The sequence below is a fragment of the Sulfurivirga caldicuralii genome (genome assembly GCF_900141795.1).
In the GTDB taxonomy this organism is placed as follows: domain Bacteria; phylum Pseudomonadota; class Gammaproteobacteria; order Thiomicrospirales; family Thiomicrospiraceae; genus Sulfurivirga; species Sulfurivirga caldicuralii.
Genome location: NZ_FSRE01000004.1, coordinates 1 through 26732, shown reverse-complemented (window position 1 = coordinate 26732; position 26732 = coordinate 1). Strand labels below are relative to the sequence as shown.

The following is a 26732-nucleotide window of genomic DNA, read 5'->3' as shown; positions in this document are numbered from 1 at the left end:
TGATAAGAGAAATGCGTATTAATCTCAATACCGATTGCGACGCGAATCCGGAAAGCTGCACCCCCGTGCAGCCGGTATCGCCCCATCACAACCATGTGAAAGCGGTGGATACCGAAAACCAGCGCAAGGTGATGATCGCCGCGCTGCTGACCGCTTCCTACATGCTGGTGGAGATCATCGGCGGCTGGTGGGTGGGTTCGCTGGCGCTCATGGCCGATGGCGTGCACATGCTCACCGATGCGGCCGCGCTGCTGATTGCCTGGTGGGGCTTTTATGTCGGCAGCCGTCCACCCAATGATCGCTATACCTTTGGCTATCAGCGCTTTCAGATCATCACCGCCTTCGTCAATGCGCTGTTTCTGCTGGTCATTGTGGTGGGGATTATTGCGTACGCCATCGAGCGCTACTTTAACCCTGAACCGATTATGGGCAGGGAAATGTTCATCATTGCGCTGATCGGTCTGATCAACAATCTGGTGGTGTTTCTGATTCTGCACAGCGGCGACAAGCACAACATGAACATGCGCGGTGCGGCACTGCACTTTCTTGGCGATACGCTCAACTCGGTGGCAGTGATTATCGCTGCGATTGTCATCTACTACACCGGCTGGGTTGCGCTGGACCCCATTCTGTCCATCTTCGTCAGCCTGGTGATTGGCTATCACGCCTGGCATCTACTGATGGCGTCTGGTCATATTCTCATGGAGGGCGTGCCGGCGGGCTATGAGCTGGAGGCGATCAAGGATGATCTGCAGAAAAAATTTCCCTTCCTGACCGACATTCACCACCTGCACCTGTGGGCCATCGCCGAAGACCAGGTGATGATGAGTCTGCATGCCAAGACGGATCTGAATCACATCAACGACGCCACCCTGGCGAAGGTGAAAAAATACCTCAACGATGAGCACGGGGTGCACCACGTCACCCTGCAGCTGGAATCCAAAAACTCACACTGTGTGGAGGAATCGCATGACGGTGCTGTATCCTGAGCTGAACAACAAGCGTGTACTGATTACTGGTGCTTCGTCCGGCATCGGCGCTGGCATCGCGCGGGTGCTTGCGCGGGAAGGGTGTCGGTTGGTGCTGCACTACAACCGCAATGAGGCAGGGATTGAAAAGACCCTGAGCGATGTGCAGGCGCTGGGCGCTGAAGCCGAAGTGCTGCACTGTGACTTTCGCGAGTTGGACCGCGTCGTGCCCTTTTTTGAGGCAGCATGGCAGGCGTTTAACGGCCTCGATGCGCTGATCAATAACGCCGGTATCGTCAGCAAGGTCACCAGTCTGAAGGATCCCCACGGCGAAGCTTTCGATGAGGTGCTTGCCGTCAACCTGCAGGCCCCCTATCGACTGGCCACTGCCTTTGCGCAGCACTGCATTGAAGCCGGCCACGGCGGCGTGGTGGTGAACAACAGCTCCATCCACGGGCAGAAAAGCTGCGAGTGGTTCAGCGCCTATGGTGCCGCCAAGGCGGGGCTGGATCGACTCACTGAAGTGCAAGCGATCGAGTGGGGGCCGCACGGCATCCGCTTGGTGGGCATCGCCCCCGGCGTGGTGCCGGTGGAGCGCACCGAAGTAATCCTCAGCCAGCCCCCTGTAAAGGATCGCTGGATGAAGTGCACGCCGCTGGGCCGCTACGGCACCACCGACGAAATGGGTGAGGCGGTGGCCTTTCTGATCTCCGACCGTGCCGCCTGGATGACCGGCAGCATCCTCACCGTGGACGGCGGCCTGATCGCGCGGGGCAACTATCCCTTCCGCGACGAGATGACCAAAAGTTAATCGCCCAAGGCCCTGAAAGCGTCCAGCTCTTGCGGGCGGTTCAGGTTGGTAAAACAATAATCATCTTCTATGGACACCACGGCATGGCGCTGCTCGCGTACCCAGCGTCCCAGCGCCAGATGGCCGGCATCGATGGCCTCCTCCAGCGCGGGCAGCAGCCCCTGATGATAAACGCCAAAAAGTGGCTGCAGCTTTTCCTCATTATCTACAGGGACATGAATCAGCGCCTCGCGGTTGTCGCTTACACTGCGACAGATGCCCTTGATGAGCGACTCACACACAATGGGGGCATCGCAGGGCCACACGAAAATGCGATTGGTCTGACTGTTTTTCAGCGCAGTATAGATGCCCATCATTGGGCCCAGATAGCCGGGGGTATCATCGCTGATGACGCGGTTGACGTAAGCCGCATAGCGGGGTTGGTTGCGGTTGGCGACGGCGATGACCTCAAAAGGGGAGAGGTGAGCGCGCAGCTGCTGAGCGATGCGTTGCACCAGCGGCTTGCCGTCAAGACATATGAGCCCCTTGTCCTGCCCGTCCATGCGCTTCCCGCGGCCGCCGGCGATGAGTGCGACAGTAAGTGTCTGTTCCATTGAGATATTGTGGCCGATTCAATGCTGGCATTGCAGGGTTTTATGAAGTAAACTTGCGCGTTATGTTCGACGGGAAATAACGTCATGGCTGAGCTGATCGACCCCTTCAACCGCAGAATCGAGTATCTGCGCGTTTCGGTGACCGACAAGTGCAACTACCGCTGCGGCTACTGCATGCCGCCGCAGGGTGTGCACCCGGACGGACGCCATACCGAGTATCTGGACGCCGACGAGATCGAACGTATCGTGCGCGCCTTTGCCGAGCTGGGGGTGAAGAAGATCCGGCTCACCGGCGGCGAACCGCTGGTGCGCAAGGATCTGCCCGATATCGTGCGCCGTATCGGCGCCATGGACGAGATCATCGATCTGGCGCTCTCTACCAACGCCCATCATCTGGCCCGCCATGCCGAAACCCTGAAAGCCTACGGTCTGCAGCGCATCAATGTGTCGCTGGACTCCCTCAAGCCGGAGCGCTTTGAAGCCATTACCCGCGGCGGCGACTTGAACAAGGTGCTCGCCGGCATCGAAGCCGCTCAGCAAGCGGGGCTGAATCCGGTCAAGATCAATATAGTGGTGATGAAAGGCACCAACGACGATGAAATCGAGGCCATGGTGGACTTCGCCCGCGAGCAGGGCGTGCAGGTGCGTTTTATCGAAACCATGCCCATCGGCCAGGCAGGCATCGGCGTCATGGATCAGCACTATCCCATGGAAAAGATTCTCGCGCGCGTGCGCGCCCATGTGGGCGATGAACTGGTGCCGCTGACCAGCCGCAGCCACGACGGCCCGGCGCGCAACTTCCGCCTGGGCAACAGTGACACCACCATCGGCGTCATTTCTGCGGTGTCGCAGCACTTCTGCGAGACCTGCAACCGCGTGCGCCTCACTGCCCGCGGCGTGCTGGCCCTCTGCCTGGGTCAGGAAGACAGTGTCAATCTGCGTGACCCGCTGCGCGACGGCATCAGCGACGATGAGCTCAGGCAGCTCATCATCGACGCCATCGCCAAAAAGCCGGAGCGCCACTTCTTCAACGAGAATGTGCACAATATCCAGTTCCGCGAAATGGTCAATCTGGGCGGGTGAAAAGTTCGGTTTTTCTAACGCGTTATCTCGATGTTCAGCCTGTGCGCACAGCGATTTGTGGAGGCGTCTTGGATTGCTGTTGGCGCAAGCAACGGCGTTAGCGCGGCAGTTGTCTGAGCGCAGCGAGTTCTGCCGCGCCCGCTGCAAGCCCTAGGGCAACCTGACCCCGTAACCATGAGCGAGCAGCACAGGCTGAATAGGATATATTTCTCAGCTATGGCCTGAAAATCTGCGAAAAAATCACCTTTTAAAAAGTCGGGGACCCCCCTTTCGAGAGGCATTATGGCAATCAAGATTCTCTACTTTGCCAGCCTGCGTGAGCAGCTGGGAACCAGCGAAGAAACCCTGGACATCGAAGCGGGCCTGCGCGTGCAGGATCTACTGCAGCAACTGTGCGCCCGCGGCGATGCGTGGCAGCTGGCGCTGTGCGACAACCCGCACCTGCAGGTGGCGGTGAACCAGGCGGTGGCCGGCATGGATACCGTGCTCAACGACGGCGACGAAGTAGCCTTTTTCCCGCCGGTGACCGGAGGCTGACATGAGCGAATGGGTGCGGGTACAGGAAGCGGATTTTGACCTTTCCACCGAAGTGGCACGCCTGCGCGGCGGCCGCCGCGACGTGGGCGCGGTGGTGGCCTTTGTGGGCACCGTCCGCGACATCAATCAGGGCGACAGCGTTTCCACCATGGAACTGGAGCACTACCCGGGCATGACCGAAAAGGCGCTCACCGAGATCCGCGAGCAGGCCCATGCCCGCTGGCCCATTGAAAACAGCCTTATCATTCACCGTGTCGGGCCGCTGCAGCCGGAAGACCAGATCGTGCTGGTGGCTGTGGCAGCGCGCCACCGCGGTGATGCCTTTGAGGCGGCCGAGTTCATTATGGACTACCTGAAGACGCGCGCACCCTTCTGGAAAAAGGAAACCACGCCGCAAGGCAGCCGCTGGGTAGATGCGCGCGAGACGGATCAGGCCGCCGCCGCCCGTTGGGAAAAGGAGTAATCATGCTGACATTTGAACAGGCCTGGCAGACGCTGATCGACGCGGCGCAGCCGCTTACTGAAACGCAAACCGTTGCACTCGACGAGGCGTATAACCGCGTGCTGGCCGAGGATGTGGTGGCCGACATCAATGTGCCGCCGCGTCCCGTCTCCACCATGGACGGCTATGCCCTGTGCGCACTGGACTACGCCCCTGGGCGCCGTTTTGAGATCAGCCAGCGCGTGCCGGCGGGCAGCACCCCCGAGCCGCACAAAAAGGGCACGGCGGCGCGCATCTTTACCGGTGCGCCGGTGCCGGATAACGCTTTTGTGGTCATTCCCCAGGAAGAAGCCGAGGTGCACGACGATGGCACCGTCTCCTTCACCCCGCCGGCGGTGAAGCCGTGGCAGAACATCCGCCGCACCGGCGAGGACATCGCCGAGGGCGATGTGGTGGTGGCTGCCGGCACGCGCCTTGTGCCGCAACACGTGGGCCTGATCGCCTCCCTCGGCATTGCGCAAGTCAGGGTGTTGCGCCGCCTGAAGGTGGCCACATTCACCACGGGTGACGAGCTGGTGATGCCGGGCCAGCCGCTAGAGGAAGGACAGATCTACAATTCCAACCGCTTTGTCCTGCACGGTCTGCTGGAACGCCTGGGGGTGGAAGTGGTCGATCTGGGACAGGTGCAAGATACGCTGGATGCCACTGTGGCGGCGCTGAAAAATGCTGCGCAGCAGGCGGATGTGGTCATGACCACCGGCGGCGTCTCCGTGGGCGAGGAGGATCACCTCAAGCCGGCGGTGGAGCAGCTGGGCGCGTTGGACATGTGGAAGGTGAAAATGAAGCCGGGCAAGCCGCTGGCCTATGGCCGCATTGGTGAGACGCCCTTTATAGGTCTGCCAGGCAATCCCGTGTCCGCCTTTGCCACCTTTCACCTGCTGGCCGGTTTTTTCCTGCGTGCGCAGGCGGGCGAGCGGGTCAGCTTCCCCGAGCCGATCTGGGTCAGGGCCGGTTTCAGCCGTAACCGAGCCAATTTCCGCCGCGATTTTGCCCGCGCGCGACTGGAAAACCGCGGGCAGGAAAGCTTCGCCGTGCTGTTTCCCAATCAGGGCTCCGGCGTGCTCACCTCGGTTGCGTGGGCGAGCGGCTTTGCCGTGATTCCGGAAGATACCACCGTTGAGGTGGGAGATGCCATTGCCTTTTATCCCTTCAGGAGACTGCTGCCATGAGTGAACTGACCCATATCGACAGCCGCGGCCAGGCGCGCATGGTGGATGTCACCGACAAGGCGGAAACCTTCCGTGAAGCCAGCGCCGAGGCGCGCATCCTCATGCAGCCCGAGACGCTGGCCATGATTACCGAAGGCCGCCACAAGAAAGGGGATGTGCTCGCCACCGCGCGCATCGCCGGCATCATGGCGGCGAAAAAGACCTGGGAACTGATCCCCATGTGCCATCCGCTGCTGCTTACCGGCGTCAAGGTGGAGCTGACGCCTGAGCCGGGCGATCCTGCGGCAGTGCATATCGTCGCCACCTGCAAGCTGAAAGGGCAGACAGGCGTGGAAATGGAAGCGCTTACCGCCGCGTCGGTGGCGGCGCTGACCCTCTACGACATGTGCAAGGCGGTGGACCGCGGCATGCGCATCACCGACGTGCAGCTGCTGGAGAAAAAGGGCGGCAAGTCCGGCCACTGGGTGCGCGAGGGCGACGAGGTTTAGTCACCCGCTTCCTTCGTCCCATCAGCGGGCGCTGGATAGCACCTTGGAAAAGCTTTTGAAAATTTCATCCCAGTCAATCTGTGCTTCGCAGCCTTGCGACAGGGGCAGCTTCAACACGCCCTGCGGCCGATCATTGGCAAGCACGAACTGGCCTTGTTGGTTGCGCACATAATGGCGCACGCGTTTTTCCTCACCGTAAACCAGCAGATAGTGGCGCACGCCTTCAATGGCGTAGCGCTCGAACTTGTAATGTTCATCGATGGCAGCCGTGGACGGGGAAATGATTTCCACCACAACCTCCGGCGCCCGGGTCAGATACTGTTGAGGCTGATAGCAGATGACGACGCCATCAGGACGCAGGACGGTATCGGAGTCAATGCGCCATTGCGCGTCGGGTATGGCCTGACACGCTTCACACGCTGCAAGGCTGTTTTCCAGCGCCATCATGATCAGAAAATTGAGCCGTTGATGGGCGAGCGTGGGTGCTGGGGACATGGCTACGGGATGCCCCTCTATCAGTTCCCAGTCGCCGGGCCACTGCTCGTAATCCTTGACGGTGTAGTGAAGGTAAGGCAGTGCGGGCATGGCGATCACTCCTGCGATGAAGGCTTATCATGGCATGCCCGCGGCAGGGTTTGCAAGCTCAGGTGGTGTAGTCTTCCGGGTCGTAGCCCAGATTGGGGGCGAGCCACTTTTCCGCCTCGTCGATGGTCCAGCCCTTGCGGCGGGCGTAGTCTTCCACCTGATCGCGCCCGATGGCGCCGACGCCGAAGTAGCGGCTTTGCGGATGGCTGAAGTAGTAGCCGGAGACCGCCGCGGTGGGCGTCATGGCGTAGCTTTCGGTCAGATGCAGGTCGATGCGCGCATCCGGTTGCAGCAGTTGCCACAGGGTGCCCTTTTCGGTGTGATCCGGGCAGGCGGGGTAGCCGGGGGCGGGGCGGATGCCGCGGTACTTTTCCTTGATGATCTCTTCGTTGCTCAGATTTTCATCCGGCGCATAGCCCCAGAATTCCTTGCGCACGCGCTCGTGCATGCGCTCGGCAAAGGCCTCGGCGAAGCGATCTGCCAGCGCCTTGAGCATGATGCTGTTGTAGTCGTCGCCGGCGGCTTCAAAGCGGGCGAGGTGCTCGTCGATGCCGATGCCGGCGGTGACGGCGAACAGGCCCACATAGTCGGCCAGCCCGCTCTCTTTCGGTGCCACATAGTCGCTCAGGCAGTAGTTGGGCGCATCGGCGCGCTTTTCCATCTGCTGGCGCAGCATGTGCAGGGTGGTGAGCACCTCGCTGCGGCTGTCGTCGCTGTAGAGTTCGATGTCGTCGTCATTGACGGTATTGGCCGGCCAGAAGCCGATGACGGCACGCGCTTCGAGCCACTGCTCGTCGATGATCTGGCGCACCATCTTCTGTGCATCGCTATACACCTTGCGCGCCTGCTCACCCACCACCTTGTCGTCCAGAATGCGCGGGAACAGACCGTGCAGCTCCCACGCCTGGAAAAAGGGCGACCAGTCAAAGCGTTCCAGCAGTTCTTCGAGGTCATAGTGGTCGAACACCTTGATGCCGAGCAGATTGGGTCTGGGAGGCGTATAGCCGTCCCACTGGATGGGCACCCTGTTTTCGCGTGCCTTCTTGATGGGCACGCGACGGGTCTGCTGCGCACGCGCCTTGCGCTCAATGCGGATCTGCTCGTACTCCTTGCGCACTTCTTCCAGGAAGGGGCCTTTCAGTTCGTCGGAGATAAGGTTCTGCGCCACGCCGACGGCGCGGGAGGCGTCCTTCACATAGACCACGCCGTGAGGGTATTCCGGTTCGATCTTGACGGCGGTATGCGCCTTGGAGGTGGTGGCGCCGCCGATGAGCAGCGGCAGGGTAAAGCCCTGGCGCTTCATCTCCTTGGCTACGTTCACCATCTCGTCCAGTGAGGGGGTTATGAGGCCGGAGAGGCCGATAATGTCGGCATTGTGCTCCTGCGCCGCCTTGAGGATGGTTTCCGCCGGCACCATCACGCCCAGGTCGATCACCTCGAAGCCGTTGCACTGCAGCACCACGGCGACGATATTCTTGCCGATGTCGTGCACGTCGCCCTTGACCGTGGCCATGATGATCTTGCCCTGGGCGCTGGAGCCCACCTTTTCCGCTTCCAGATAGGGCTGCAGCCAGGCGACGGCCTTTTTCATCACCCGCGCGGACTTGACCACCTGCGGCAGGAACATCTTGCCGGCACCGAACAGGTCGCCCACCACGTTCATGCCGTCCATCAGCGGGCCTTCGATCACCTGCAGCGGGGACTTGAGCTTTTCCAGTGCCTCGGCGGTGTCCTCGTCGATGTAATCGATAATGCCTTTTACCAGTGCGTGCTCAAGGCGCTTTTCAACCGGCGCGTTGCGCCATTCGGTGTCCTGCTCCTTGCTCTGCACCGAGCCGTCGCCGCGATATTTCTCGGCGATTTCCAGCAGTTTTTCCGAGGCGCCCGCATAGCGGTTGAGGATCACATCCTCCACGGCATTGCGCAGTTCTTCGGGGATTTCGTCATATACCGCCAGCTGGCCGGCGTTGACGATGCCCATGTCCATGCCTGCCTGGATGGCGTGATAGAGGAATACGGCGTGGATGGCCTCGCGCACCGGGTTGTTGCCGCGGAAGGAGAAGGAGACGTTGGAGACGCCGCCGGAGACCTTGGCGTGGGGCAAGTTCTGCTTGATCCAGCGCACCGCTTCGATGAAGTCCACGGCGTAGTTGTCGTGTTCCTCGATGCCGGTGGCCACGGCGAAGATGTTGGGGTCGAAAATGATGTCTTCCGGCGGGAAGCCGTTGGCCACCAGCAGATCATAGGAGCGCTTGCAGATTTCGATTTTGCGCTCGAAGGTGTCCGCCTGCCCCTCTTCGTCGAAGGCCATGACAATGGCGGCGAAACCGTACTCGCGGATCTTTTTTGCCTGCTCAAGGAACTTCTCCTCGCCTTCCTTGAGCGAGATGGAGTTGATGATGCCCTTGCCCTGCACGCACTTCATGCCGGCTTCAAGCACCTCCCACTTGGAGGAGTCGATCATCACCGGCACGCGCGCGGCTTCCGGCTCGCCGGCGAGCAGATTGAGAAAGCGCACCATGGCCGCCTTGCCGTCGAGCATGCCCTCGTCCATGTTCACATCGATGATCTGCGCGCCGTCATGCACCTGACGAATGGCGATCTCGATGGCTTCCTCGTAGTTTTCTTCCAGAATCAGGCGCTTGAAGCGGGCCGAGCCGGTGACGTTGTTGCGTTCGCCCACATTGACGAACAGGGAGTCGTCGCCGATGTTGAGCGGTTCGAGGCCGGCGAGGCGGGTTTCCACCGGCAAAGTGGGCAGTTTGCGCGGCGGGTGCGCCAGACAGACCTCGGCCATGGCGGCCACATGGTCTGGGGTGGTGCCGCAGCAGCCGCCGATGATGTTGACCCAGCCCTGCTCGGCCCAGTGCTTCACTTCGGCGGCCATCTGCTGCGGGGTTTCGTCGTATTCGCCGAACTCGTTGGGCAGGCCGGCGTTGGGGTGCACGGACACATAGGTTTCGCACACCTTCGCGAGGGTTTCCACATAGGGGCGCAGCTCTTCCGGCCCCAGGGCGCAGTTCAGGCCGATGGAGAGGGGTTCAGCGTGACGCACCGAGTTGTAGAAGGCCTCGGTGGTCTGGCCGGAAAGGGTGCGGCCGGAGGCGTCGGTAATGGTGCCCGACAGCATGATGGGAAGCTCTTCGCCCAGTGCCTTCTCATACTGCTTGACGGCGAAGATGGCCGCCTTGGCGTTGAGGGTGTCGAAGATGGTTTCGATAAGGATCACATCCGCGCCGCCCTCAATCAGACCGCGTACCGCCTCGTCATAGGCGGCGACCAGTTCGTCGTAGGTGACATTGCGGTAGCCGGGATCGTTCACGTCCGGCGAGATGGAGGCGGTGCGGTTGGTGGGGCCGAGCACCCCGGCCACAAAACGCGGTTTGCCGTCTTCCGCTTGCGCCTGATCGGCCGCTTCGCGCGCCACCTTCGCCGCAGCAATGTTCAGCTCGGTGACGATCCCCTCCATGTCGTAATCCGCCTGGGCGATGGTGGTGGCGTTGAAGGAATTGGTCTCGATAATGTCCACACCGCGGCGCAAAAACTGCAGGTGAATGTCCTTGATCAGCTGCGGCTGGGTCATGCACAGGATATCGTTGTTGCCCTTGATATCCATGTGCCAGTCGGCAAAGCGCTCGCCGCGGAAGTCTTCTTCGGACAGGTTCAGTCCCTGGATCATGGTACCCATGGCACCGTCGAGCACGACGACGCGCTGCTTGAGCAGGTCCTTGAGCTGTTGAATTCGGGTCAGGCGATTGGACATGACATGTTCCTGGTCAGAAAAAGGCATTTTACCAGAGAGATGGGGAGGCATTTTGTGGCATAGTTTCGATAAATCAATAGCTTGAGATATGAATGACTTCTGCCTCAACGCCAAGGAGGAGTGGGAACATGCACGGGTTTCGGCGCTTGGTTGTTTACGACTGCAGCGCTTCCGGCCTGCGGATAATGAGTCGTTTGTAATCCTTTTCGATAATGCCCTCGCGGCACCAGCGCGCTAATGTGCGCGAAACAGTTTCCCGGCTGGTGTTGGCCATGCTCGCTAATTGTGCCTGGGAAGGCAGGTTTTCCACGGCAACCAACCCGGAGGCGTAATGCTTCGCCTTCATCATCAGCAGTGCCTTGAGGCGCTCTTCTGCGCTGGGACGGTTGAGCATGTGCAGGTGCTGGTTCTGCTGCTTGATAGTGCGCGCCAGCTGTTGGAGCATGCGCTGCGCTACCGTCGGGTTTTGCGTGAGCAGCTTCATGGCCTCCTCCCGCGGCAGGCGTGCAAATTCGGCTGTTTCTATCGCCACGGCATCTGCTGAGCGGGTGGTTTCGAGGATCAGCCCCAGTTCGCCGAAAATGTGGCCGGGCTCGATGGTGGCGATCCAGGTGGCATTGCCCTCGTCATCGAAGTCGACGATATTGACCAGGCCGCTGAACAGAAAATAGAGATGGCGGCTGGGCGAGCCCTTGTGAATGAGGATGTCGCCCTTTTGGGCGGTCTGGATGCGCAGCTGATTTCTGAGTCTTTGCAGATCCGTCTCATCCAGGCCCTGCAAAAGCTCAAAGTCTTCCAGTTTTGCCCTTATCATAACTTTCTATGAAACCCTCGCAGCTTGCCTGGTATCGTCGTATTCTGGCCCTGCTGGCTATTATAGCCACCCTTTTTTTCGTTCAGGCTCCCTCCGGGCAGCGTCTGAATCATGCCGTGCTGGACGTTTTTACCCGTTGGCAGGTCGTTTCCGATGCACCAGACGATATCGTGATTATCGACATTGATGATGCCTCCCTGCAGCAGGTGGCGCCCTGGCCCTGGCCGCGGGATTTGATGGCATCGCTGATCGAGCAGCTTTACCAGCAGCACCATATCAAAGGTATGGCGCTGGATATTGTGTTTCCAGAGCAAAAGGATCGGGCAGCGGATGCGCGCCTTGCCGAAGTGGTTGAGCGGTATGGTGTCTGTATCGCCCACGCCTTCGACACCCAGCCACCGGGCCGCCGCATCGGTTATCTGGCGTCGCCCAGCCCCCTGAGCGTGCAGCATCCGCTGCAGGCGAGTGGTTATGTGGGTAATTACGCGGCGCTGGCGCAGGTGGCACGGTGCAGCGGTCACATCACCCCGCAGGCGGATGAAGACGGCATCGTGCGGCGTATGCCGTCCGGATTCCGCCTGGAGGGACAGACCTGGCCCTGGCTGGCTGGCGCGCTGGCCTCGCACCAAGTGCCAACCGCCGTGGCAGCCCGCTGGCAGCCCATCCCCTTTCGTCACAGCGTGGGCAGCTGGCGGGCCGTACCGGCGTATGCGCTGCTTTCCGGAGCGCTTGCACCCCAAGCGCTGGATGGCGCCTGGGTACTGATCGGCTCCACCGCTCTGGGGCTGAACGATGCCGTGGTGACGCCGCTGAGTAACTGGACGCCGGGCATCGTGCTCCATGCCGAACTGCTGGATGCGCGGCTGCGCCCGCTGCCTGCACCTGCTCCTTTGCTAACGGTCTGGCCCTGGCTGGTCAGCCTGCTGCTGGTGGTCGGTACGCTGTGGGCCTTGCGCCACGAAAGTCTGCTCAAGGGTGCGCTTGTGCTGCTGGCCCTCAATGGGCTCTGGCTTGGACTGGCCTATGGGCTCTGGCGAGCCCGCGTGGACTTTGCCGTGATTGCGCCACTAATGACGACCGCGCTGCTGCTGGTACTGCTGCTGCCATTCGAATGGCGCTGGGTGCTGCGCCGTCACTGGCGTCTGGCGCGGCTGTTTCGCGGCTATCTTGCGCCGGCAGTAGTAGAGCGTCTGCTACAGGCCGATGATGCCGGCCAGGCTGTCCTCACCCCGCAGAAGCGGGAAATCACCGTCATGTTTGCCGATATCGAGGGCTTTACCCAGCTTTCCAGGGAGATGCCGACGGACCAGCTGGCACAGCTGACGCGAGAGGTGCTGGCCTTGCTCACTGATCAGGTGCACCGCTTTGAAGGCACGCTGGACAAATACATCGGCGATGCCGTCATGGCGCTGTGGAACGCGCCGCTGGAGCAGCCGGATCACGCCGACCGGGCCATGCGCTGCGCCATGTCCATGGTGGCGGCGCTGGAACAGTGGAATATCGCCCATCCCGAGTGGCCGGATATTAGAATACACATCGCCATCAACACAGGCGAGGCCATGGTCGGGGATTTGGGCACGCCGTTGCGCCATACCTACACGGCCATTGGTCATACGGTCAACCAGGCAGACAGGCTGCTCGGCTGCGCGCGCGATGCGCAGCGTTCGGTTGTCATCTCCGTCAACACCGAGGCCAGATTGCAGATGGCGTACGAATCGGAAGCCTATTGCGTATGCAGAGAACAACAGGGGTGTGTGCACACCTCAAAACAACAGACCCTGCTGTGAAAGCCCTTCGTCTGGTCTGGCTCGGGAAGTCCCATCACGCTCTGGATACATGGTTGCAGGCGGGCGGCAAGCAGCCGGCTGCAATATGCGGCTTTCAATCTGATAGTGCCATTTCCAAATCCATTTCGTTTGCCTTTCTGCTTGAAAACGAGCATCTGTATGATGGCGTGATTCTGGCACCGGATCATGATACGGACTGCCTGCATGCACTGGAACGCACAACCTTGAGTGTATGGGTGTTGCCACAGGCGTTTGCGCGTCTTCATTCCTGGAGCGGTGCCTGGCTTTCGCCTGAAGCGCTGTTGATTCCCTTGCTTACGACGCCGGCCTGGCGCCCCGGTTTTCGTTATGGAAAGCGTTTTTTTGATTTCACCGCCGCTCTGTTAGCGCTGATTTTTCTCTTGCCGGTTTTGCTGTCAGTCGCGCTGGCCATTAAGCTATCTTCTCCCGGGCCGATCATTTACGTTCAGAACAGGGTGGGGCTGCGCGGGCGTAGCTTTACCATGTACAAATTCCGCACCATGCCTGTAAATGCGGACAGGGAACTGGTGTGGGGGCAGGCAGAGCAGAAGACCGTTTCGGCTGTCGGGCGTTTTCTGCGCCGAACCGGTCTGGACGAGTTGCCGCAGTTGTTCAATGTGCTGAAAGGGGATATGTCCCTGGTCGGGCCGCGACCTGAACGCGTGGAGTTTGTCACAACATTCAACAATGAGATTCCCCATTATATGCAGCGCCATATGGTTTTGCCGGGGCTGACCGGATGGGCGCAGATTCATGGCTGGCGAGGCGATACGCCGCTTGAGCCGCGTATTAAGCATGACCTGTGGTATATCGCCAACTGGTCTTTCTGGCTGGATGTAAAAATCATGCTGAAAACATTTCTTATTGTGTTCAAGGGGCGCGTAAGCCAATGAGCGAAGTTCTGCAGGGAGATGTGCTGCAAAATATTCTGCTGGTGCCGCAGGTCGTATCAGACGAATCCCTTTATTTTCGGGCGCAGGGGGACTATGTCTGCGAAGCGGAAGGACTCAGGCTTGGGCAGGGCGCACAGGTCAATTTCTTTACATGGTTCGGGCTGTTCAATCTTGATGCCTGGCGCAATCACACAACCTATGAGCATTTTATCCTTCAGGGTGAAGCGCGGGGCGAACTGGTCGTGGAGATCTGGCATCATACAGGCCCTGTCAGTGCGTATTGTCTGATGCGGCGTCATGTCAAGAGTGAGGACGGCACGACATTTGATCTCCACATCCCGGACGAGATTTTTTCAGGGCTTCTATCCGTACGTGTGCGGTCTCTGAAGCCATCGGTGCTTTATGCCCTAAGTTGGAAAGGCGTTTCCCAGACGCCTGCCCGGGCGGTGCGGCTTGGACTCTCCATAACCACCTTCAACCGCCAGCAGGCTGCGCGCGCCTCTGCCGAGCGCATCAGTGCTTTCATTCAGCAAGTGGCGCCGTTGCTGCCTGATGATGCCGAGCTGGCCCTGGCGGTGGTTGACAATGGCCGTAATCTTGAGCTGCCCCCTCTGCCCCATGTAACCTATATTCCCAACCGCAACCTGGGCGGTAGCGGCGGGTTTGCCCGGGGGCTCTATCATTTCAAGGAAGAGCGCCGCTTCACGCACTGCCTGTTCATGGATGATGACGCCGCCTGCGAAACGGAGTCCATCTGGCGGACGCTGCAGCTGCTGCGTCATGCCCGTGAGGCCGATTTGGCCGTTGCGGGCACGCTTTTCGCTCAGCAGCCACCCTATCTGCAGAAGGAGCGGGGTGCACGTTTCGAAAATCACTGTGTCAGCTTGGGAAAGAACCGGGATCTGCGCGCCGCGCGGCAACTGTTTAACAACGAAAAGCCGCAGTCATTCGACTATGGTGGCTGGTGGTTTTTCGCCTTTCCGCTTGAGCATGTGGCTTATCCCTTCCCCTTTTTTGTTCGTGGGGATGATGTGCTTTTCGGCCGCTACAACCGTTTTACCAAAATCACCCTTGCCGGCGTCAGTACCTGGGGGGATGACTTCAGCGCCAAAGAGTCCCCCATGACCCGTTATCTGGATATGCGCCATCACCTCATGCAATACCTGCTCGACTCAAAAGACCGTCAGCCCTGGTGGCGCTGGGCGCGCGTGATTCTTCCGCCGGTTCTGCGGGCCACGCTCACCATGCGCTATGCCACTGCCGAAGCGCAACTACTGGGGGTGCGGCATGTATTGCAGGGCCCCGCATTCTGGAAGGAGAACCCTGCTCTGGAGTGTGTCTGGCCGACGATCCGCGCTCTCAACGCGCAGGAAGCCGCAAGGCCAGTGGCAAGCGGGCAGGTGTTGGTACCGCCGAGTGGATTCAGCTCAAATCGCAAGGTGTTGCGCCGGCGTCTGATGAAGCTATTGACATTGAACGGCCACCTGCTGCCCAGCTCGATGTGGAAGGAGACGCCCGTCACCATTGAAAAAGGCAGTCATATTCTGGAGCAGTTCATGCCCTACCGCTGTGTCTTCCTGGTGTCCCCCCACATCAAGGGAGCAGTCAGGCTGTGCAAGGACCGCATGCGGCTGTTGGCCATTCTCTGGCAGGCGGTGCGCCTCACTGGTAGAATGACGCTGGCTGCGCCTGCCTTGCGCAGAGCTTATGCCGCTCAAGCGCCCGCATTGATGCACGAAGCGTTCTGGCGAGAACAATTTTCCAAAGAGGATGCATGACCGCTACTTCCTGTACCATCGTGCCCGTCGTGGTGACGCATAACCGCATCAAGAGTCTGCAGGGCGTCATGGATCGCCTGTTGGCGCAGCCCTTTGCGCACCTTGTGGTGGTGGACAATGCCTCCACGGATGGCAGCGGAGCCTATCTCGACGCGCTCGCGCAGACGGACAGGCGTGTGCATGTCCTCCATTTGCCGGAGAACACCGGCGGCGCCGGCGGGTTTTATGCCGGGGTGCGCTATGCCCATGAAAACCTGCACTATGATTACCTGCTCTTTCAGGATGACGACGCCTGGCCCGAATCCAATGTGGTCGAGCAACTGTGTCGGCGCCACGATCGACCCGATGCCGTGATTGCAGCGGTCTACTACCCCAACGGTCAGGCTTGCCCCATGAATATTCCGGGCTACCACCCTTTCAAGGGGGCGCGCCAGACCCTGCGCACGCTGCTCAGGGGAGCGAAAGGCTTTCATGTCACCCCGTCGGATTACGCTACCGCCCAGCCGCAGCCTGTGGATTTCGCCTCATTCGTAGGGCTTTTTGTTCACCGGCGCGTTATCGAGGCAGTGGGCTATCCCGATGCCAGGTGGTTTCTGTATGGCGACGATCTAGAATACACCCTGCGCATTCGCAGCAAAGGGTTTCGTCTGGAGTTTGACCCACGCATACGCTATGTGCACGACTGTCATACCCTGCAGGACGGCAAAAAGATCTATCGACCCCTGTGGAAGGCCTATTTCACCTACCGCAACAATCTGCAGGTGGCCCGCCAGGTAGCGGGCGGATGGTATCCGCTTGTCGTGCTGTACCGCCTTGTCAGCTGGCATGTGGCCATGTTGCGCTATCCCGTCAGGGACTGGGGCAGGTATCTGCGCTACACCTGGCGTGCACTGGGCGATGCGCTGCTGCAACGCTGGCCCACCCTGGAACAGATCCGCGACAACATTATCCGCCCATGAACCGCCTGCTATTTGTGCAACTGCTCAAGCAGGAGTTGGCATCCCGTTATCGCAATTCTCTGCTGGGCATGTTGTGGATGGTTTTTCTACCGCTGATTGCGCTTGTGCTGTATACCTTCGTTTTCGGTGTGGTGCTGCAGTCAAAGTGGGGAGGCGATAGCGGCGATCCTTATGCATATGCGCTGGCCATCTTTATCGGCCTGAGCGTTCATACCTTATTTGCTGAAACAATGGATGGCGCCAGTCATGTTTTTCTGCAGAATGCGCATCTGGTCAAAAAAGTCGCAGTCCCGCGGCTGTATCTTGTATTGGTGCGCTTGACAGGCATTATTCTTCATAATCTGGTCATATGGCTGCTGGTGCTTGGTTTTGCGCTCTGGATGGCGGGCTTTGATCCACACGTGTTGCTGCTTCCTCTGCTGCTGCTCCCGCTTTATGTGGGTGCCATCGCCCTTGGACTACTGCTTGCGCCGCTTGCAGTTTATGTGCGCGACCTGTTGCAGCTTGTCCCCGGTCTGATCCTAGCGGCGCTGTTTCTTTCGCCGGTGTTCTACACGGTGGACCGCCTGCCGCAAAGCGTCCGCCCCCTTGCCTGGTTCAATCCGCTGACAGTCCCCATCGAGTCCATCCGCGCCCTGCTTCTTGAGCATCGCCTGTACGATGTCAACACGCTGGTGGCCTATGCAGTCGGGATCTCGCTTTTTGCAGGGCTCGCCTACTGGTTTTTTCGCAGAGTAGAACAGGGCGTTGCGGATCTGGTATGAGTATGCTGTCGAACCTGTGTCATCGTCATGAGGCTTTTCTGCGCGCAAAAACCTGTACGCCGCAAGCCTTTGACGCAGATTATGAGCGCCTGGTTCCATGGCTTTCCTCGTTGCCGCAACCCCTGTGTGATCAGCTGAGCCGTCTGCGGGCCCGTTTCAACGCCTGTCTGCAGCGGGATGTACTGGACTACATCATTCAGTCACCGCCGACGGCTGCGCAGCGAGTTGTCCAGGCCGCGCAATACTTGGCCCCCCGCGTGCAGCGCTCCGAGCAGGCGCTCATCTATGGCTATCGCTATCACAAGTCGTTGCTGGACGTGCTGGATCTGCGCGTGCAAAGGCTGCAGCGCTTTCGGGTCGAGTGGGTGGGTCAGGCGCCGGAGCCTGACCCCCGGCCCCGCCTGTGGGTCGGCATGCACTGGAGCATGTCCATACCCGGTTTTGCCCTCATCGCTGCCCGGCGCGGCAGACGAGTCAACGCCATCGCCACGGCGGCGACGATTGATCCCGTTGTCCCGCAAGGGTTTCGCCGGCACCTTGCCCGGCGTTACCATGTGCTCGAAAAAAGCTTTCACGGTGGGCGGGTGCTGTTCAAGGAACAGTCCATGATCGAGATCGCCAGAGCCTTCAGCCGCGGTGAGGATATGGTTGTCCTGTTCGACCTGCCTGCGCCGAAAGCCTCTCAGGCTGTCTATCTTCCTTTTTTTGGCGAGATGCGGGCCTTTTCCGGCGGTGCGCTGAAAATGGCCCGCCGCTACGGCTACAGGATTCATCCTTACTGGGTAGACTATCTCGGCAGGGATCGGGTGCGCATCTGGTGCGGCGAAGCGGTGGCGGCAGACGATGAAGCAGGTGTTGCGGCGGCCTTGCGCGCCCCGATCGAGCAGATCGAGCGTCAGCCGGAAAAATGGTTCGTGTTTGAGCAACTCCCCTTTTTCGCGGTGCGCCCATGAATCAGCCTGTCATGCGCTGCGAGCATCTCAGCAAGACTTATCCTGCCACAGCCCACCCTGTCAAAAAGCTGCTGGCCTATGCCTTCCCCCGCCTGATCGGCGCACGGGTGCCCCATTTTACCGCGTTGCAGGATGTGTCTCTGACCCTTACTGCCGGGCAGGTGCTCGGGCTGGTGGGGCTCAACGGCGCCGGCAAGTCCACGTTGTTGCAGCTGATGGCAGGCGTGCTGGCCCCCACGGGCGGGCACATCGAGCGCCGTGGTCGCATAGCCGCCCTGCTCGAGCTGGGTGCGGGATTCAATCCAAACCTCACCGGCCGGGAAAACATCTGGCTCTATGGTGCGCTTCTTGGCCTGCGGCGAGAAGAAATCGCCCGCGAGCTGGATGCCATTATCGAATTTGCAGAAATCGGCGAATATATCGATCAGCCGATTCATACCTACTCGAGCGGCATGTTCGTCCGTCTGGCGTTTTCCATCGCCACGGCGCTGAAGCCGGATGTGCTAATCATCGACGAAGCGCTGAGCGTCGGCGACGGCCTGTTCGCGCAAAAGTCTTTCAAGCGTATCATGGCGCTGAAGGAGCGGGGCGCGGCGATTATTTTCTGTTCCCATATGCTCTATCAGGTGGAGGTGCTGAGCGATCAGGTCATCTGGCTGCATGAGGGGCGCATCCGCCAGCAGGGCGATCCGCAGCGCGTGATTGGCGCCTACAGTCGCTTTATCGAGGCGCAGCAGCAGGCCCAGGTTCGCGCATCTTCCGACCAGCCGCCAAGAGAGGAGGGTGGCGGCGCGCCCTCTTCAGGGGCCTATGTGCGCGCACGCATCGAACGGGTGGCGCTGCGCTGCCAGGGCGCAGCGGCGCAGGATGGCGCCGTGCTCTGCCTGCCTGAGCGCAGCGACCTGATTGTCGACATCCACTACAGCTATGACCCTGCCGGGCAGCCGCCGGTGATCGCGGTGGTGATCAACGACGAGCTCATGCAGCCCATTTCCAGCTGCGCCACCTCCTATGATGGCGTGTCGTTGTGCTGCGATGCCCGGGGCAGGGGGGGCGTGCAGCTGGTCTTTGCGCGCCTGCCGTTGCTTAAGGGTGTCTACACGGTGAGCGTCTATCTCATGTGTGAAAACACAGTGCTGGTGATCGATCAGGCCGAGCATGCAGCTCAATTTGAAGTCCGCCAGCAAACGCCGGAAATCGGGCGCGTACTGCTGCCCCGCCGTTGGTTGCCGCTTGAACCTGAGTAAGGTGACGAAGGTCACATTTTCGTGCAGGGAATATGTAAAATTGGTAATAACGAGTGAATCCGAGGAAAAGTGGATGAGGGGATGGTGGATTGGATGCTGCATGGTGCTGCTGCTGGCCACCCGGGCGTGGGCGGCGGATGAGGTGGTGGGCCGCGTGCAGCTTCTGATCGGGCAGGCCGTTCAGGCAAAAACCGCCGCCGGCACAGAAAGCGTCCTGCACCAGGGAGATGCCATCCTGGAAGGCATGGTGTTGAGCACCGCGGCGGGCACTGTTGCGCACCTGAGCATGAGCGACGGCGCCTATATCAGTTTGCGCCCAGACTCAACCCTGCAGATACAGTGCTATCGTGCCGAACCCCGCCCCTGCATCCGCCTCAACCTTATCCGGGGCGAAATGCGCGAGCGCACCGGCGCCATTGGTCAGGCTCACAAAAGCCGCTTTCGTCTCAACACGCCGGTGGCCGCCGTGGGCATCCGCGGTACGGACTTTGTCACGCGCGCCTACCGGAACGAAACCCTCATTCGGGTGATACAGGGTGAGGTGGTGGCCGCACCGCTGGGAGGTGCCTGCACGGCGGGCGGACTGGGGCCGTGCAACACGCCGCTGGCTGCCAGTCTGGCTGCGGGCGACCACGCCATTTTGCAGGTCCGCCGCGGCGAAGCGGCCAGGCGCATCCTAGTAAGTAGCGAACGTGCCTCGCTGGCGCACCCGCCCGTTCACCACAATGATGACCTCACGCTTGCAGACCTGTCCCAGAATCCCGAGCGGGTGGCGTACTTTCTGGCTCAGCATGGCCTCAGTCCCGCCGATGGTAGCGGCGCGGGCAACGGCGACGACTCCCTTGCCCGCTATGGCGACATGGTGTTCGCAACCTGGACGACCGCCGCGGACGGAATCAGCCTGCCCTATGCGCAAGCACAGCAGCAGCGCGAGGTGACCGTGGGCAATGCCGAAGGCGCCCTCTGGCGTGCGCAGGGGCCCTACCGCCCCCCACAGGGCACGGTGAAATTCAGCCTGAGCAAGTCCGAAGCGCGTGTCACCACGCTTGCGGGACGGCAGGTGAGCGCGCTTATCAGTCACCCCCAGTTGCAGGTGGACTTTGTCTCCAGCAGCATGCAGACGCGCTTTCAGGCCCAGCGGCATGACAACGGTGAGCTGACCACGGTGTCGGCCAGTGTGCCGGTCAGCAGCGTTTCGGGCATATTCGTGGGCAAGACGGATGCGGGCGGCAGCATCGCCGGCGCCCTTTCCCATGACGGCCGCCAGGCCGGCTACTTTGTGCAACAGCCGTGGGGGCAGGACCGTCTGGACGCCAAACTGCTGTGGCAAGGCCGCTAGCGCGCATCACTGCCGCATTTCTGGCAGGGCTACTCCTTGGCGCCGCAGCGCGGGCCGACTGTCTTGACCGTATCGACCGGATTGAGGCCCATCTTTTTACCCATCCCAACGACCGCAACGCCAAAGCCCTGCTGGAAAAGCTGCTGCAAAGCCCCCGCTGCCGGCCGGATGCGCGCCCTGCAACGCCGCCGGCGCTGCTACGCAAAACCGCCGCCCTTGCTCTGCAGTGGCTCTCCAACCCCTACTATCTGCCGCAGGGGGGGCGTATCTGGCTTACTACGACGCAGCAGCGCATACGGCTGCAGCTGCCCACCCCGCCCCCCGCGCAGCCGGCGCTGCGGCTGGATTTTGCCTTTGAGGATGTGACCCACCAGCGCTTTGGTGTGCTGATGCTGCGCCAGATCAACGGCTATTCGCCCGACTTCCGCCTGCGCCTGGGCGGGCGGCTCGCTGGCGGCATGTGGCGCCTGCAGGCGATGCGGCTGTATGATGTGCGCAGCCTCCACATCGGCTGGGGCCATCCGCTCTCGGGCACGCACAGGCTGACCGCCTGGTTCGGCGCAGAAAGCAATGCCGACAACCACGCCTTTGACAATCTGCAGGCAGCGTTGGTGTATGATGACCGGCATGGGGCCGTGCACGACTTCGCGAGCATCGGCTTTACCCACGGTATCAATACAGACTATCCCGGGCGAGGCACCTTCAGCCTGGGGGGCGGCGTGGAGATGAGCAGACCGCTTGCGCTGGGGCCGACGCTTCAGCTGCGCACCGAGCTGCAGGGCGAACGGGATCTGCAGGACTGGAGCGCCCTGCTGCAGGGTTACGGCGCAAGAGAGAGCCTGATACTGGCGCTTGAGGCAAGACTTGTCATGCCGCGATCACCCTCAGGGCAGTGGTATCTGTCGGCGCGCTGGGCGCGGCAGATGAGCAATATTCCGCTGTTTGACTGGCAGGCAGTCGAAATCAGCCTGGGTGCGCGCAGCCGATGATAGACGCATCCGAGGGAGAACGTGCTTTTTTGTGATTTGTGTCACAATAAGGGGGGCGGTGTGCTATAGAATTACAACTGCCATAATTTGGCGCATTATCGATAATGCAAGTGCATTAACTGCAAATCTGTCAACAAAGAAAGGAGCAATAGCAATGGCTATTACCTTAGCAGAAAGAAAGGCGATCATCGAAGTAACCGTTGCCATGTTCGGCGCGGCCCCCGGTGGTTATATGGACGACCTGGTCAATATGTACGAAGCCGCAGGCAAGAATTTGACCCAGTTCGCCAAGGATCTGGCGCACACGCCTGTATTCCAGGATACGGCCCGTTATCCCAACTATCTGGCCGTAGAAGAAATCGCAGCCAAGATGACCCAGGCCTATGGTCTGGATCCGAATGATGATGCTGATGCTGATGATGGTGATAATACACCAGGTGCGGATGCCTACAACTTCTTCCTGGCGCAGCTGAATGGGGCCACCGGCGACATCTACGACACCATCGGCGAGCTGTTCGTGCAGGCCAATGACTATCTGAACAATGTGGCGGCAGCCGATCCCAACAACCCATTCCACGCTACAGCGCTGGCGCTGAGCAACAAGGTGACTGTTGCCGAGTACTACACCATCACAATGGCCGCGACATCCACCGACCTGGGTGTGCTCAGCGCCGCGGTTGCGGATGTTGACGCCACCACCGATGTGTCCGATCCCGCTGCCGTGATCAACAGCAACCTCGCCGCAGTGATAGGTCAGACCTTCACGCTCACTACTGGTGAGGACAACATCGTTGGCACCGCCGGCAACGACACCATTCGCGCCCTGATCATCGACGGCACCGGCGCTCGTGCCACCACCCTGAGCGCTTTCGACGCTATCGACGGCGGTGCTGGCACCGACACTCTGAACATCTATAGCGACGGCACTCACAACAAATCCCTGCCGACCAGCGCGACCGTGTCCAATGTTGAAATCATCAACATTTACAACGACACCACTGCTTTCAGTACCGACGGCACTGGTAACATCGACGCCTCCAAGTTCGCTGGCGCTACCAACATTAACCAAGTCGGTCTGGCTTCAGCCACGATGACCAATCTGGCTGCCACCACTACCGCAACCTTCACCGAAGTGGTCACCGATGCTGCGCTTGACGTGACTGCCGCTGCTACCGCTGCTTCTGTTAACGTTGCGCTGGATGAAGTGGCTGACGGTGACTTGTCGGACGGCAACGAGATTACTCTCAAAGTCGCTGGTGATGCGCTGACTACCGTCAACGTCACGGGTACCATCGCTGCAGGTACCGATGAGTCGGCTACTCAGGCGCTGAACATCAACGTCAAAGGTGGCGTGGACGTGAAGACCGTCACCCTGAACACCGCGATCGATGCCACCGTGACGGTTGATGAAAACGCAGATGTGAACGCAATCAATGCCGCTGCTTCTACTGGCAGTATCACATTCGCCGGGGATACAGACGTGGCCTCCATCACTACCGGTGCAGGCGAAGATGATATCGATCTGAACTACGCTGCTATCGCTGGCGCTAAAGCAGCTACCGTCTCCACCGGTGACGGAGATGACACCTTGTCTATTCTAGTTGATGCTAACGGTCTGACCGGTGTTACCGTCACTGCTGACGCAGGCGCGGGCGATGACGTTGTGGACATTGATACCACTGGCGCTGTTGCCGTTGATTTCACTGCAGGTGCTGGCAATGACCGCGTTGTGCTGGGTGATGCTCTGACTGCTGGCGCTACGGTTGACGGTGGCGACGGTGAAGACACCATCGCTGTCGTTTCCGCAAATGTTGGTACCGACCACTCTGACGTGATTAGCAACTTCGAAGTTCTTGAAGTGACCGATGCGCTTGCTCACGACCTGGACGTTGCCAACTTCGATGACATCCAGAATGTCGTTCTGGCTGCTGGTTCTGGCGCTTTCGCGATTTCCGGCATCAACAGCAACGCGACGGTGACCTACGGTGCTGATAACACCGGCAAGAGCACGCTGACCGGTACGGCTGACGTCATCAATATCGTGCTGAATGCAGATGACTCGGCTGACTTCGATGAAATCGAAGCTGCCAACGTTGAAACGGTGAACCTCGAGTCCACCACTACTGCTGCTGATCCGACCACGGTGACCAACACCGTTGGCCTGACCATCGCCGCTGCCGAAACGCTGAATGTGACCGGTGATGCGAAACTGGAGATTGATACCGCCCTGACTTCGGTTGAAACCGTTGCTGCTGCTGACTTCGACGCTGGTCTGACCGTTAATCTGACGGGCAATGCCAACGACGCCACTGTGACCGTGGGCGATGGTGATAACGACGTGATCGGCGGCGATGGTGCTGACACCATCACGGTTGGCGATGGCAATGACGCGATCGATGGCGGCACTGGTGACGACACGATCGTTGCTGGTAACGGCTCGAACGACATCATTGGTGGCGCTGGTGCTGACACCATCACGGTTGGCGATGGCGATAACACGATCGATGGCGGCGCTGGTGACGACACGATCGTTGCTGGTAACGGCTCGAACGACATCATTGGTGGCGCTGGTGCTGACACCATCACGGTTGGCGATGGCGATAACACGATCGATGGCGGCGCTGGTGACGACACGATCGTTGCTGGTAACGGCTCGAACGACATCATTGGTGGCGCTGGTGCTGACACCATCACGGTTGGCGATGGCGATAACACGATCGATAGCGGCGCTGATGATGACATCATCACCGCTGGTGCTGGCGACGACACGATCGATGGCGGTGATGGTAACGACACGATCGTTGCTGGTAACGGCGCTAACAACATCACTGGCGGCGCTGGTGCTGACAGCCTGGCCGGTGGTGAAGGCAACGACACCTTCCGCTACTACGCTCAGAACGAGTCGGCCATGGACATGGGTTCGTCGTTCGCAGGTGACACCATCGTGGGCTTTAACGCAGGCGATGGCACAGCAGCGGGTGTGGTTGACAGGATTCAACTGCCGTACGGTTGGACTGCCACGACGATCTCCACGGTGACCGTAGGATCGGCCAACCTGGCGACCTTCAGTGACGATATGAAGGCCAGCGGCAACCTGACGACCGCACTGGCTCAGACAGGTGGCGTGGCTGTGGTGACGGTGTCCAACGGTACGGCCGCAGGCACCTACATCATGACCAACAATGGCACGGCTGGCGGCTATAGCTCAGACAACACACTCGTGGTCAAGCTCGACAGCGCGACCAACCTCGACAAGCTGAGCGTAAACAACTTTGCTAAGACCAATGCGCTGACACCGGATGTGGCAACGGCAATGGCCCATGCTGCTTATGCTGAGGCTGACACGGTAATCGTGACAGATAGTGGCAGTAACATCGCGGCTGCAGACTTTGCGACTCTCCAGGCCAAGAGAGTAGATTTCCTGGATGCGACAGACAATGTTGTTTCGCTCACGACAACACAGGCTGACAATGTGCGCAACGCAGGCTTGAAGTTCGCTGCCAACGATGCTCTGACTGTGACTGGTCAAGGTTCTGCGCTGGCTGCTCTGGAGCATAGCGACTATGCTACGGGTGCACTGGGAGGCGCTAGCGTTACACTTGATGCATCAGACGATGCAGCAACGCTGACTGTTACGCAAGCTGACAGCGTGCGCACGAATGCGACCAAGTTCGATAGCATCGACACTCTAACGGTAACGGCTACGGGTTCTGAGCTGGCTGTTCTGACGTATAGTGACTATGCTACGGGTGCACTGGGAGGCGCTAGCGTTACACTTGATGCATCAGACAATGCTGTTTCGCTCACGAAAACACAGGCTGACAATGCGCGCAACGAAGGCTTGAAGTTCGATAGCAGCGACGCTCTAACGGTAACGGATACGGGTTCTGCGCTGGCTGGTCTGACGTATAGCGACTATACTACGGTTGCACTGGGAGGCGTTAGCGTTATACTTGATGCATCAGACAATGCTGTTTCGCTCACGAAAACACAGGCTGACAATGCGCGCAACGAAGGCTTGAAGTTCGCTGCTAACGATACTCTGAATGTGACTGGTCAAGGTTCTGCGCTGGCTGCTCTGACGTATAGCGATTATGCTACGGGTGCACTGGGAGGCGCTAGCGTTACACTTGATGCATCAGACAATGCTGTTTCGCTCACGAGAACACAGGCTGACAATGCGCGCAACGCGGGCTTGAAGTTTGATAGCAGCGACGCTCTAACGGTAACGGGTACTAAGGGTTCTGCGCTGGCTGGTCTGACGCATAGCAACTATTCTACGGTTGCACTGGGAGGCGCTAGCGTTACACTTGATGCATCAGACGATGCAGCAACGCTGACTGTTGATCAAGCTGACAGCGTGCGCACGAATGCGACCAAGTTCGCTGCCGACGATGCTCTGACTGTGACTGGTGAAGGTGCTGATCTGGCTGCTCTGGACCATAGCAACTATGCTACGGGTGCACTGGGAGGCGCTAGCGTTACACTTGATGCATCAGACGATGCAGCAACGCTGACTATTACGCAAGCTGACAGCGTGCGCACGAATGGGACCAAGTTCGCTGACGACGATGCGCTGACTGTGACTGGTGAAGGTGATGATCTGGCTGCTCTGGACCATAGCGACTATTCTACGGTTGCACTGGGAGGCGCTAGCGTTACACTTGATGCATCAGACAATGCAGCAGA

21 protein-coding genes are annotated in these 26732 nt (G+C 59.8%); 17 read left to right on the top strand and 4 right to left on the bottom strand.

The window, feature by feature from the left end; translation table 11 throughout:
* Positions 1-11 precede the first annotated feature (11 nt).
* Positions 12-989, top strand: coding sequence for a cation diffusion facilitator family transporter (locus BUQ81_RS07845; protein ID WP_084188318.1), 978 nt, complete (start codon positions 12-14; stop codon positions 987-989).
* Positions 970-1779, top strand: coding sequence for an SDR family NAD(P)-dependent oxidoreductase (locus BUQ81_RS07840; RefSeq protein WP_074201862.1), 810 nt, complete (start codon positions 970-972; stop codon positions 1777-1779). The genes BUQ81_RS07845 and BUQ81_RS07840 overlap by 20 nt, the downstream gene beginning before the upstream one ends.
* Here the strand turns inward: BUQ81_RS07840 and mobA are convergent.
* Positions 1776-2372 carry a molybdenum cofactor guanylyltransferase gene (gene mobA, locus BUQ81_RS07835; protein WP_074201861.1) on the bottom strand — a complete coding sequence of 199 codons (597 nt, stop codon included), beginning with the start codon at positions 2370-2372 and terminating at the stop codon, positions 1776-1778. The two genes, BUQ81_RS07840 and mobA, sit on opposite strands and share 4 nt — an antisense overlap.
* Before the next feature lie 84 nt (positions 2373-2456).
* On the opposite strand from mobA, the gene moaA reads away from it, so the two are divergent.
* From moaA to moaC, 5 genes are all read left to right on the top strand, one after another.
* Complete coding sequence (moaA, locus tag BUQ81_RS07830) at positions 2457-3455, top strand: GTP 3',8-cyclase MoaA (RefSeq protein WP_074201860.1); 999 nt, start codon at positions 2457-2459, stop codon at positions 3453-3455.
* 282 nt (positions 3456-3737) lie between these two features.
* The gene (gene moaD / locus BUQ81_RS07825; RefSeq protein WP_074201859.1) at positions 3738-3992 is read left to right on the top strand and encodes a molybdopterin converting factor subunit 1; all 255 of its coding nucleotides are present in this window, start codon (positions 3738-3740) and stop codon (positions 3990-3992) included.
* 1 nt (position 3993) lies between these two features.
* A complete protein-coding gene (gene moaE / locus BUQ81_RS07820; RefSeq protein ID WP_074201858.1) occupies positions 3994-4455 on the top strand; it encodes a molybdopterin synthase catalytic subunit MoaE in 462 nt (153 codons plus the stop codon).
* Between the two features lie 2 nt (positions 4456-4457).
* Positions 4458-5663, top strand: coding sequence for a molybdopterin molybdotransferase MoeA (locus BUQ81_RS07815; protein ID WP_074201857.1), 1206 nt, complete (start codon positions 4458-4460; stop codon positions 5661-5663).
* Positions 5660-6151 (top strand): cyclic pyranopterin monophosphate synthase MoaC, encoded by a 492-nt coding sequence (gene moaC, locus BUQ81_RS07810; RefSeq protein ID WP_074201856.1) that lies wholly within the window; start codon positions 5660-5662, stop codon positions 6149-6151. The genes BUQ81_RS07815 and moaC overlap by 4 nt, the downstream gene beginning before the upstream one ends.
* Positions 6152-6172: 21 nt before the next feature.
* On the opposite strand, the gene BUQ81_RS07805 is transcribed toward moaC, so the two are convergent.
* From BUQ81_RS07805 to BUQ81_RS07795, 3 genes are all read right to left on the bottom strand, one after another.
* Positions 6173-6736, bottom strand: a complete 564-nt coding sequence (locus BUQ81_RS07805; RefSeq protein ID WP_074201855.1) for a Uma2 family endonuclease — start codon at positions 6734-6736, stop codon at positions 6173-6175.
* Between the two features lie 58 nt (positions 6737-6794).
* A complete protein-coding gene (metH, locus tag BUQ81_RS07800; protein WP_074201854.1) occupies positions 6795-10499 on the bottom strand; it encodes a methionine synthase in 3705 nt (1234 codons plus the stop codon).
* A gap of 154 nt (positions 10500-10653) precedes the next feature.
* Positions 10654-11313: a Crp/Fnr family transcriptional regulator gene (locus tag BUQ81_RS07795; RefSeq protein WP_074201853.1), complete on the bottom strand. Its 660-nt coding sequence runs from the start codon at positions 11311-11313 to the stop codon at positions 10654-10656.
* Between the two features lie 8 nt (positions 11314-11321).
* Between BUQ81_RS07795 and BUQ81_RS07790 the strand changes: the two genes are divergently transcribed.
* The 10 genes from BUQ81_RS07790 to BUQ81_RS07745 form a co-directional block, all read left to right on the top strand.
* Complete coding sequence (locus tag BUQ81_RS07790; RefSeq protein WP_074201852.1) at positions 11322-13100, top strand: CHASE2 domain-containing protein; 1779 nt, start codon at positions 11322-11324, stop codon at positions 13098-13100.
* Positions 13097-14014: an exopolysaccharide biosynthesis polyprenyl glycosylphosphotransferase gene (locus tag BUQ81_RS07785; protein ID WP_074201851.1), complete on the top strand. Its 918-nt coding sequence runs from the start codon at positions 13097-13099 to the stop codon at positions 14012-14014. Before BUQ81_RS07790 ends, BUQ81_RS07785 begins: the two co-directional genes overlap by 4 nt.
* The gene (locus BUQ81_RS07780) at positions 14011-15792 is read left to right on the top strand and encodes a glycosyltransferase (protein ID WP_074201850.1); all 1782 of its coding nucleotides are present in this window, start codon (positions 14011-14013) and stop codon (positions 15790-15792) included. Before BUQ81_RS07785 ends, BUQ81_RS07780 begins: the two co-directional genes overlap by 4 nt.
* Entirely contained in the window at positions 15789-16751 is a 963-nt protein-coding gene (locus BUQ81_RS07775) for a glycosyltransferase (protein ID WP_074201849.1), read from the top strand. The genes BUQ81_RS07780 and BUQ81_RS07775 overlap by 4 nt, the downstream gene beginning before the upstream one ends.
* On the top strand, positions 16748-17515 hold the full coding sequence (locus BUQ81_RS07770; RefSeq protein WP_074201848.1) for an ABC transporter permease: 768 nt from the start codon (positions 16748-16750) through the stop codon (positions 17513-17515). Before BUQ81_RS07775 ends, BUQ81_RS07770 begins: the two co-directional genes overlap by 4 nt.
* On the top strand, positions 17512-18468 hold the full coding sequence (locus BUQ81_RS07765; protein ID WP_143598486.1) for an LpxL/LpxP family acyltransferase: 957 nt from the start codon (positions 17512-17514) through the stop codon (positions 18466-18468). Before BUQ81_RS07770 ends, BUQ81_RS07765 begins: the two co-directional genes overlap by 4 nt.
* Positions 18465-19715 (top strand): ABC transporter ATP-binding protein, encoded by a 1251-nt coding sequence (locus tag BUQ81_RS07760; protein WP_074201846.1) that lies wholly within the window; start codon positions 18465-18467, stop codon positions 19713-19715. Before BUQ81_RS07765 ends, BUQ81_RS07760 begins: the two co-directional genes overlap by 4 nt.
* Before the next feature lie 73 nt (positions 19716-19788).
* A complete protein-coding gene (locus tag BUQ81_RS07755) occupies positions 19789-21054 on the top strand; it encodes a FecR family protein (RefSeq protein WP_159432279.1) in 1266 nt (421 codons plus the stop codon).
* On the top strand, positions 21039-22043 hold the full coding sequence (locus tag BUQ81_RS07750; protein WP_074201844.1) for a hypothetical protein: 1005 nt from the start codon (positions 21039-21041) through the stop codon (positions 22041-22043). Before BUQ81_RS07755 ends, BUQ81_RS07750 begins: the two co-directional genes overlap by 16 nt.
* Before the next feature lie 154 nt (positions 22044-22197).
* The coding region (locus BUQ81_RS07745) for a beta strand repeat-containing protein (RefSeq protein ID WP_074201843.1) at positions 22198-26732 on the top strand (4535 nt) is incomplete at its 3' end.

Bases quoted from the DNA above. Each gene is read 5' to 3' on its own strand.
- BUQ81_RS07765 (WP_143598486.1), top strand. From the start codon at position 17,512: ATGAGTATGCTGTCGAACCTGTGTCATCGTCATGAGGCTTTTCTGCGC.
- BUQ81_RS07775 (WP_074201849.1), top strand. From the start codon at position 15,789: ATGACCGCTACTTCCTGTACCATCGTGCCCGTCGTGGTGACGCATAAC.
- BUQ81_RS07780 (WP_074201850.1), top strand. From the start codon at position 14,011: ATGAGCGAAGTTCTGCAGGGAGATGTGCTGCAAAATATTCTGCTGGTG.
- moaA (WP_074201860.1), top strand. From the start codon at position 2,457: ATGGCTGAGCTGATCGACCCCTTCAACCGCAGAATCGAGTATCTGCGC.
- moaC (WP_074201856.1), top strand. From the start codon at position 5,660: ATGAGTGAACTGACCCATATCGACAGCCGCGGCCAGGCGCGCATGGTG.
- BUQ81_RS07845 (WP_084188318.1), top strand. From the start codon at position 12: ATGCGTATTAATCTCAATACCGATTGCGACGCGAATCCGGAAAGCTGC.
- BUQ81_RS07805 (WP_074201855.1), bottom strand. From the start codon at position 6,736: ATGCCCGCACTGCCTTACCTTCACTACACCGTCAAGGATTACGAGCAG.
- moaE (WP_074201858.1), top strand. From the start codon at position 3,994: ATGAGCGAATGGGTGCGGGTACAGGAAGCGGATTTTGACCTTTCCACC.
- mobA (WP_074201861.1), bottom strand. From the start codon at position 2,372: ATGGAACAGACACTTACTGTCGCACTCATCGCCGGCGGCCGCGGGAAG.
- BUQ81_RS07795 (WP_074201853.1), bottom strand. From the start codon at position 11,313: ATGATAAGGGCAAAACTGGAAGACTTTGAGCTTTTGCAGGGCCTGGAT.
- metH (WP_074201854.1), bottom strand. From the start codon at position 10,499: ATGTCCAATCGCCTGACCCGAATTCAACAGCTCAAGGACCTGCTCAAG.
- BUQ81_RS07755 (WP_159432279.1), top strand. From the start codon at position 19,789: ATGAGGGGATGGTGGATTGGATGCTGCATGGTGCTGCTGCTGGCCACC.
- moaD (WP_074201859.1), top strand. From the start codon at position 3,738: ATGGCAATCAAGATTCTCTACTTTGCCAGCCTGCGTGAGCAGCTGGGA.
- BUQ81_RS07760 (WP_074201846.1), top strand. From the start codon at position 18,465: ATGAATCAGCCTGTCATGCGCTGCGAGCATCTCAGCAAGACTTATCCT.
- BUQ81_RS07840 (WP_074201862.1), top strand. From the start codon at position 970: ATGACGGTGCTGTATCCTGAGCTGAACAACAAGCGTGTACTGATTACT.
- BUQ81_RS07815 (WP_074201857.1), top strand. From the start codon at position 4,458: ATGCTGACATTTGAACAGGCCTGGCAGACGCTGATCGACGCGGCGCAG.
- BUQ81_RS07770 (WP_074201848.1), top strand. From the start codon at position 16,748: ATGAACCGCCTGCTATTTGTGCAACTGCTCAAGCAGGAGTTGGCATCC.
- BUQ81_RS07790 (WP_074201852.1), top strand. From the start codon at position 11,322: ATGAAACCCTCGCAGCTTGCCTGGTATCGTCGTATTCTGGCCCTGCTG.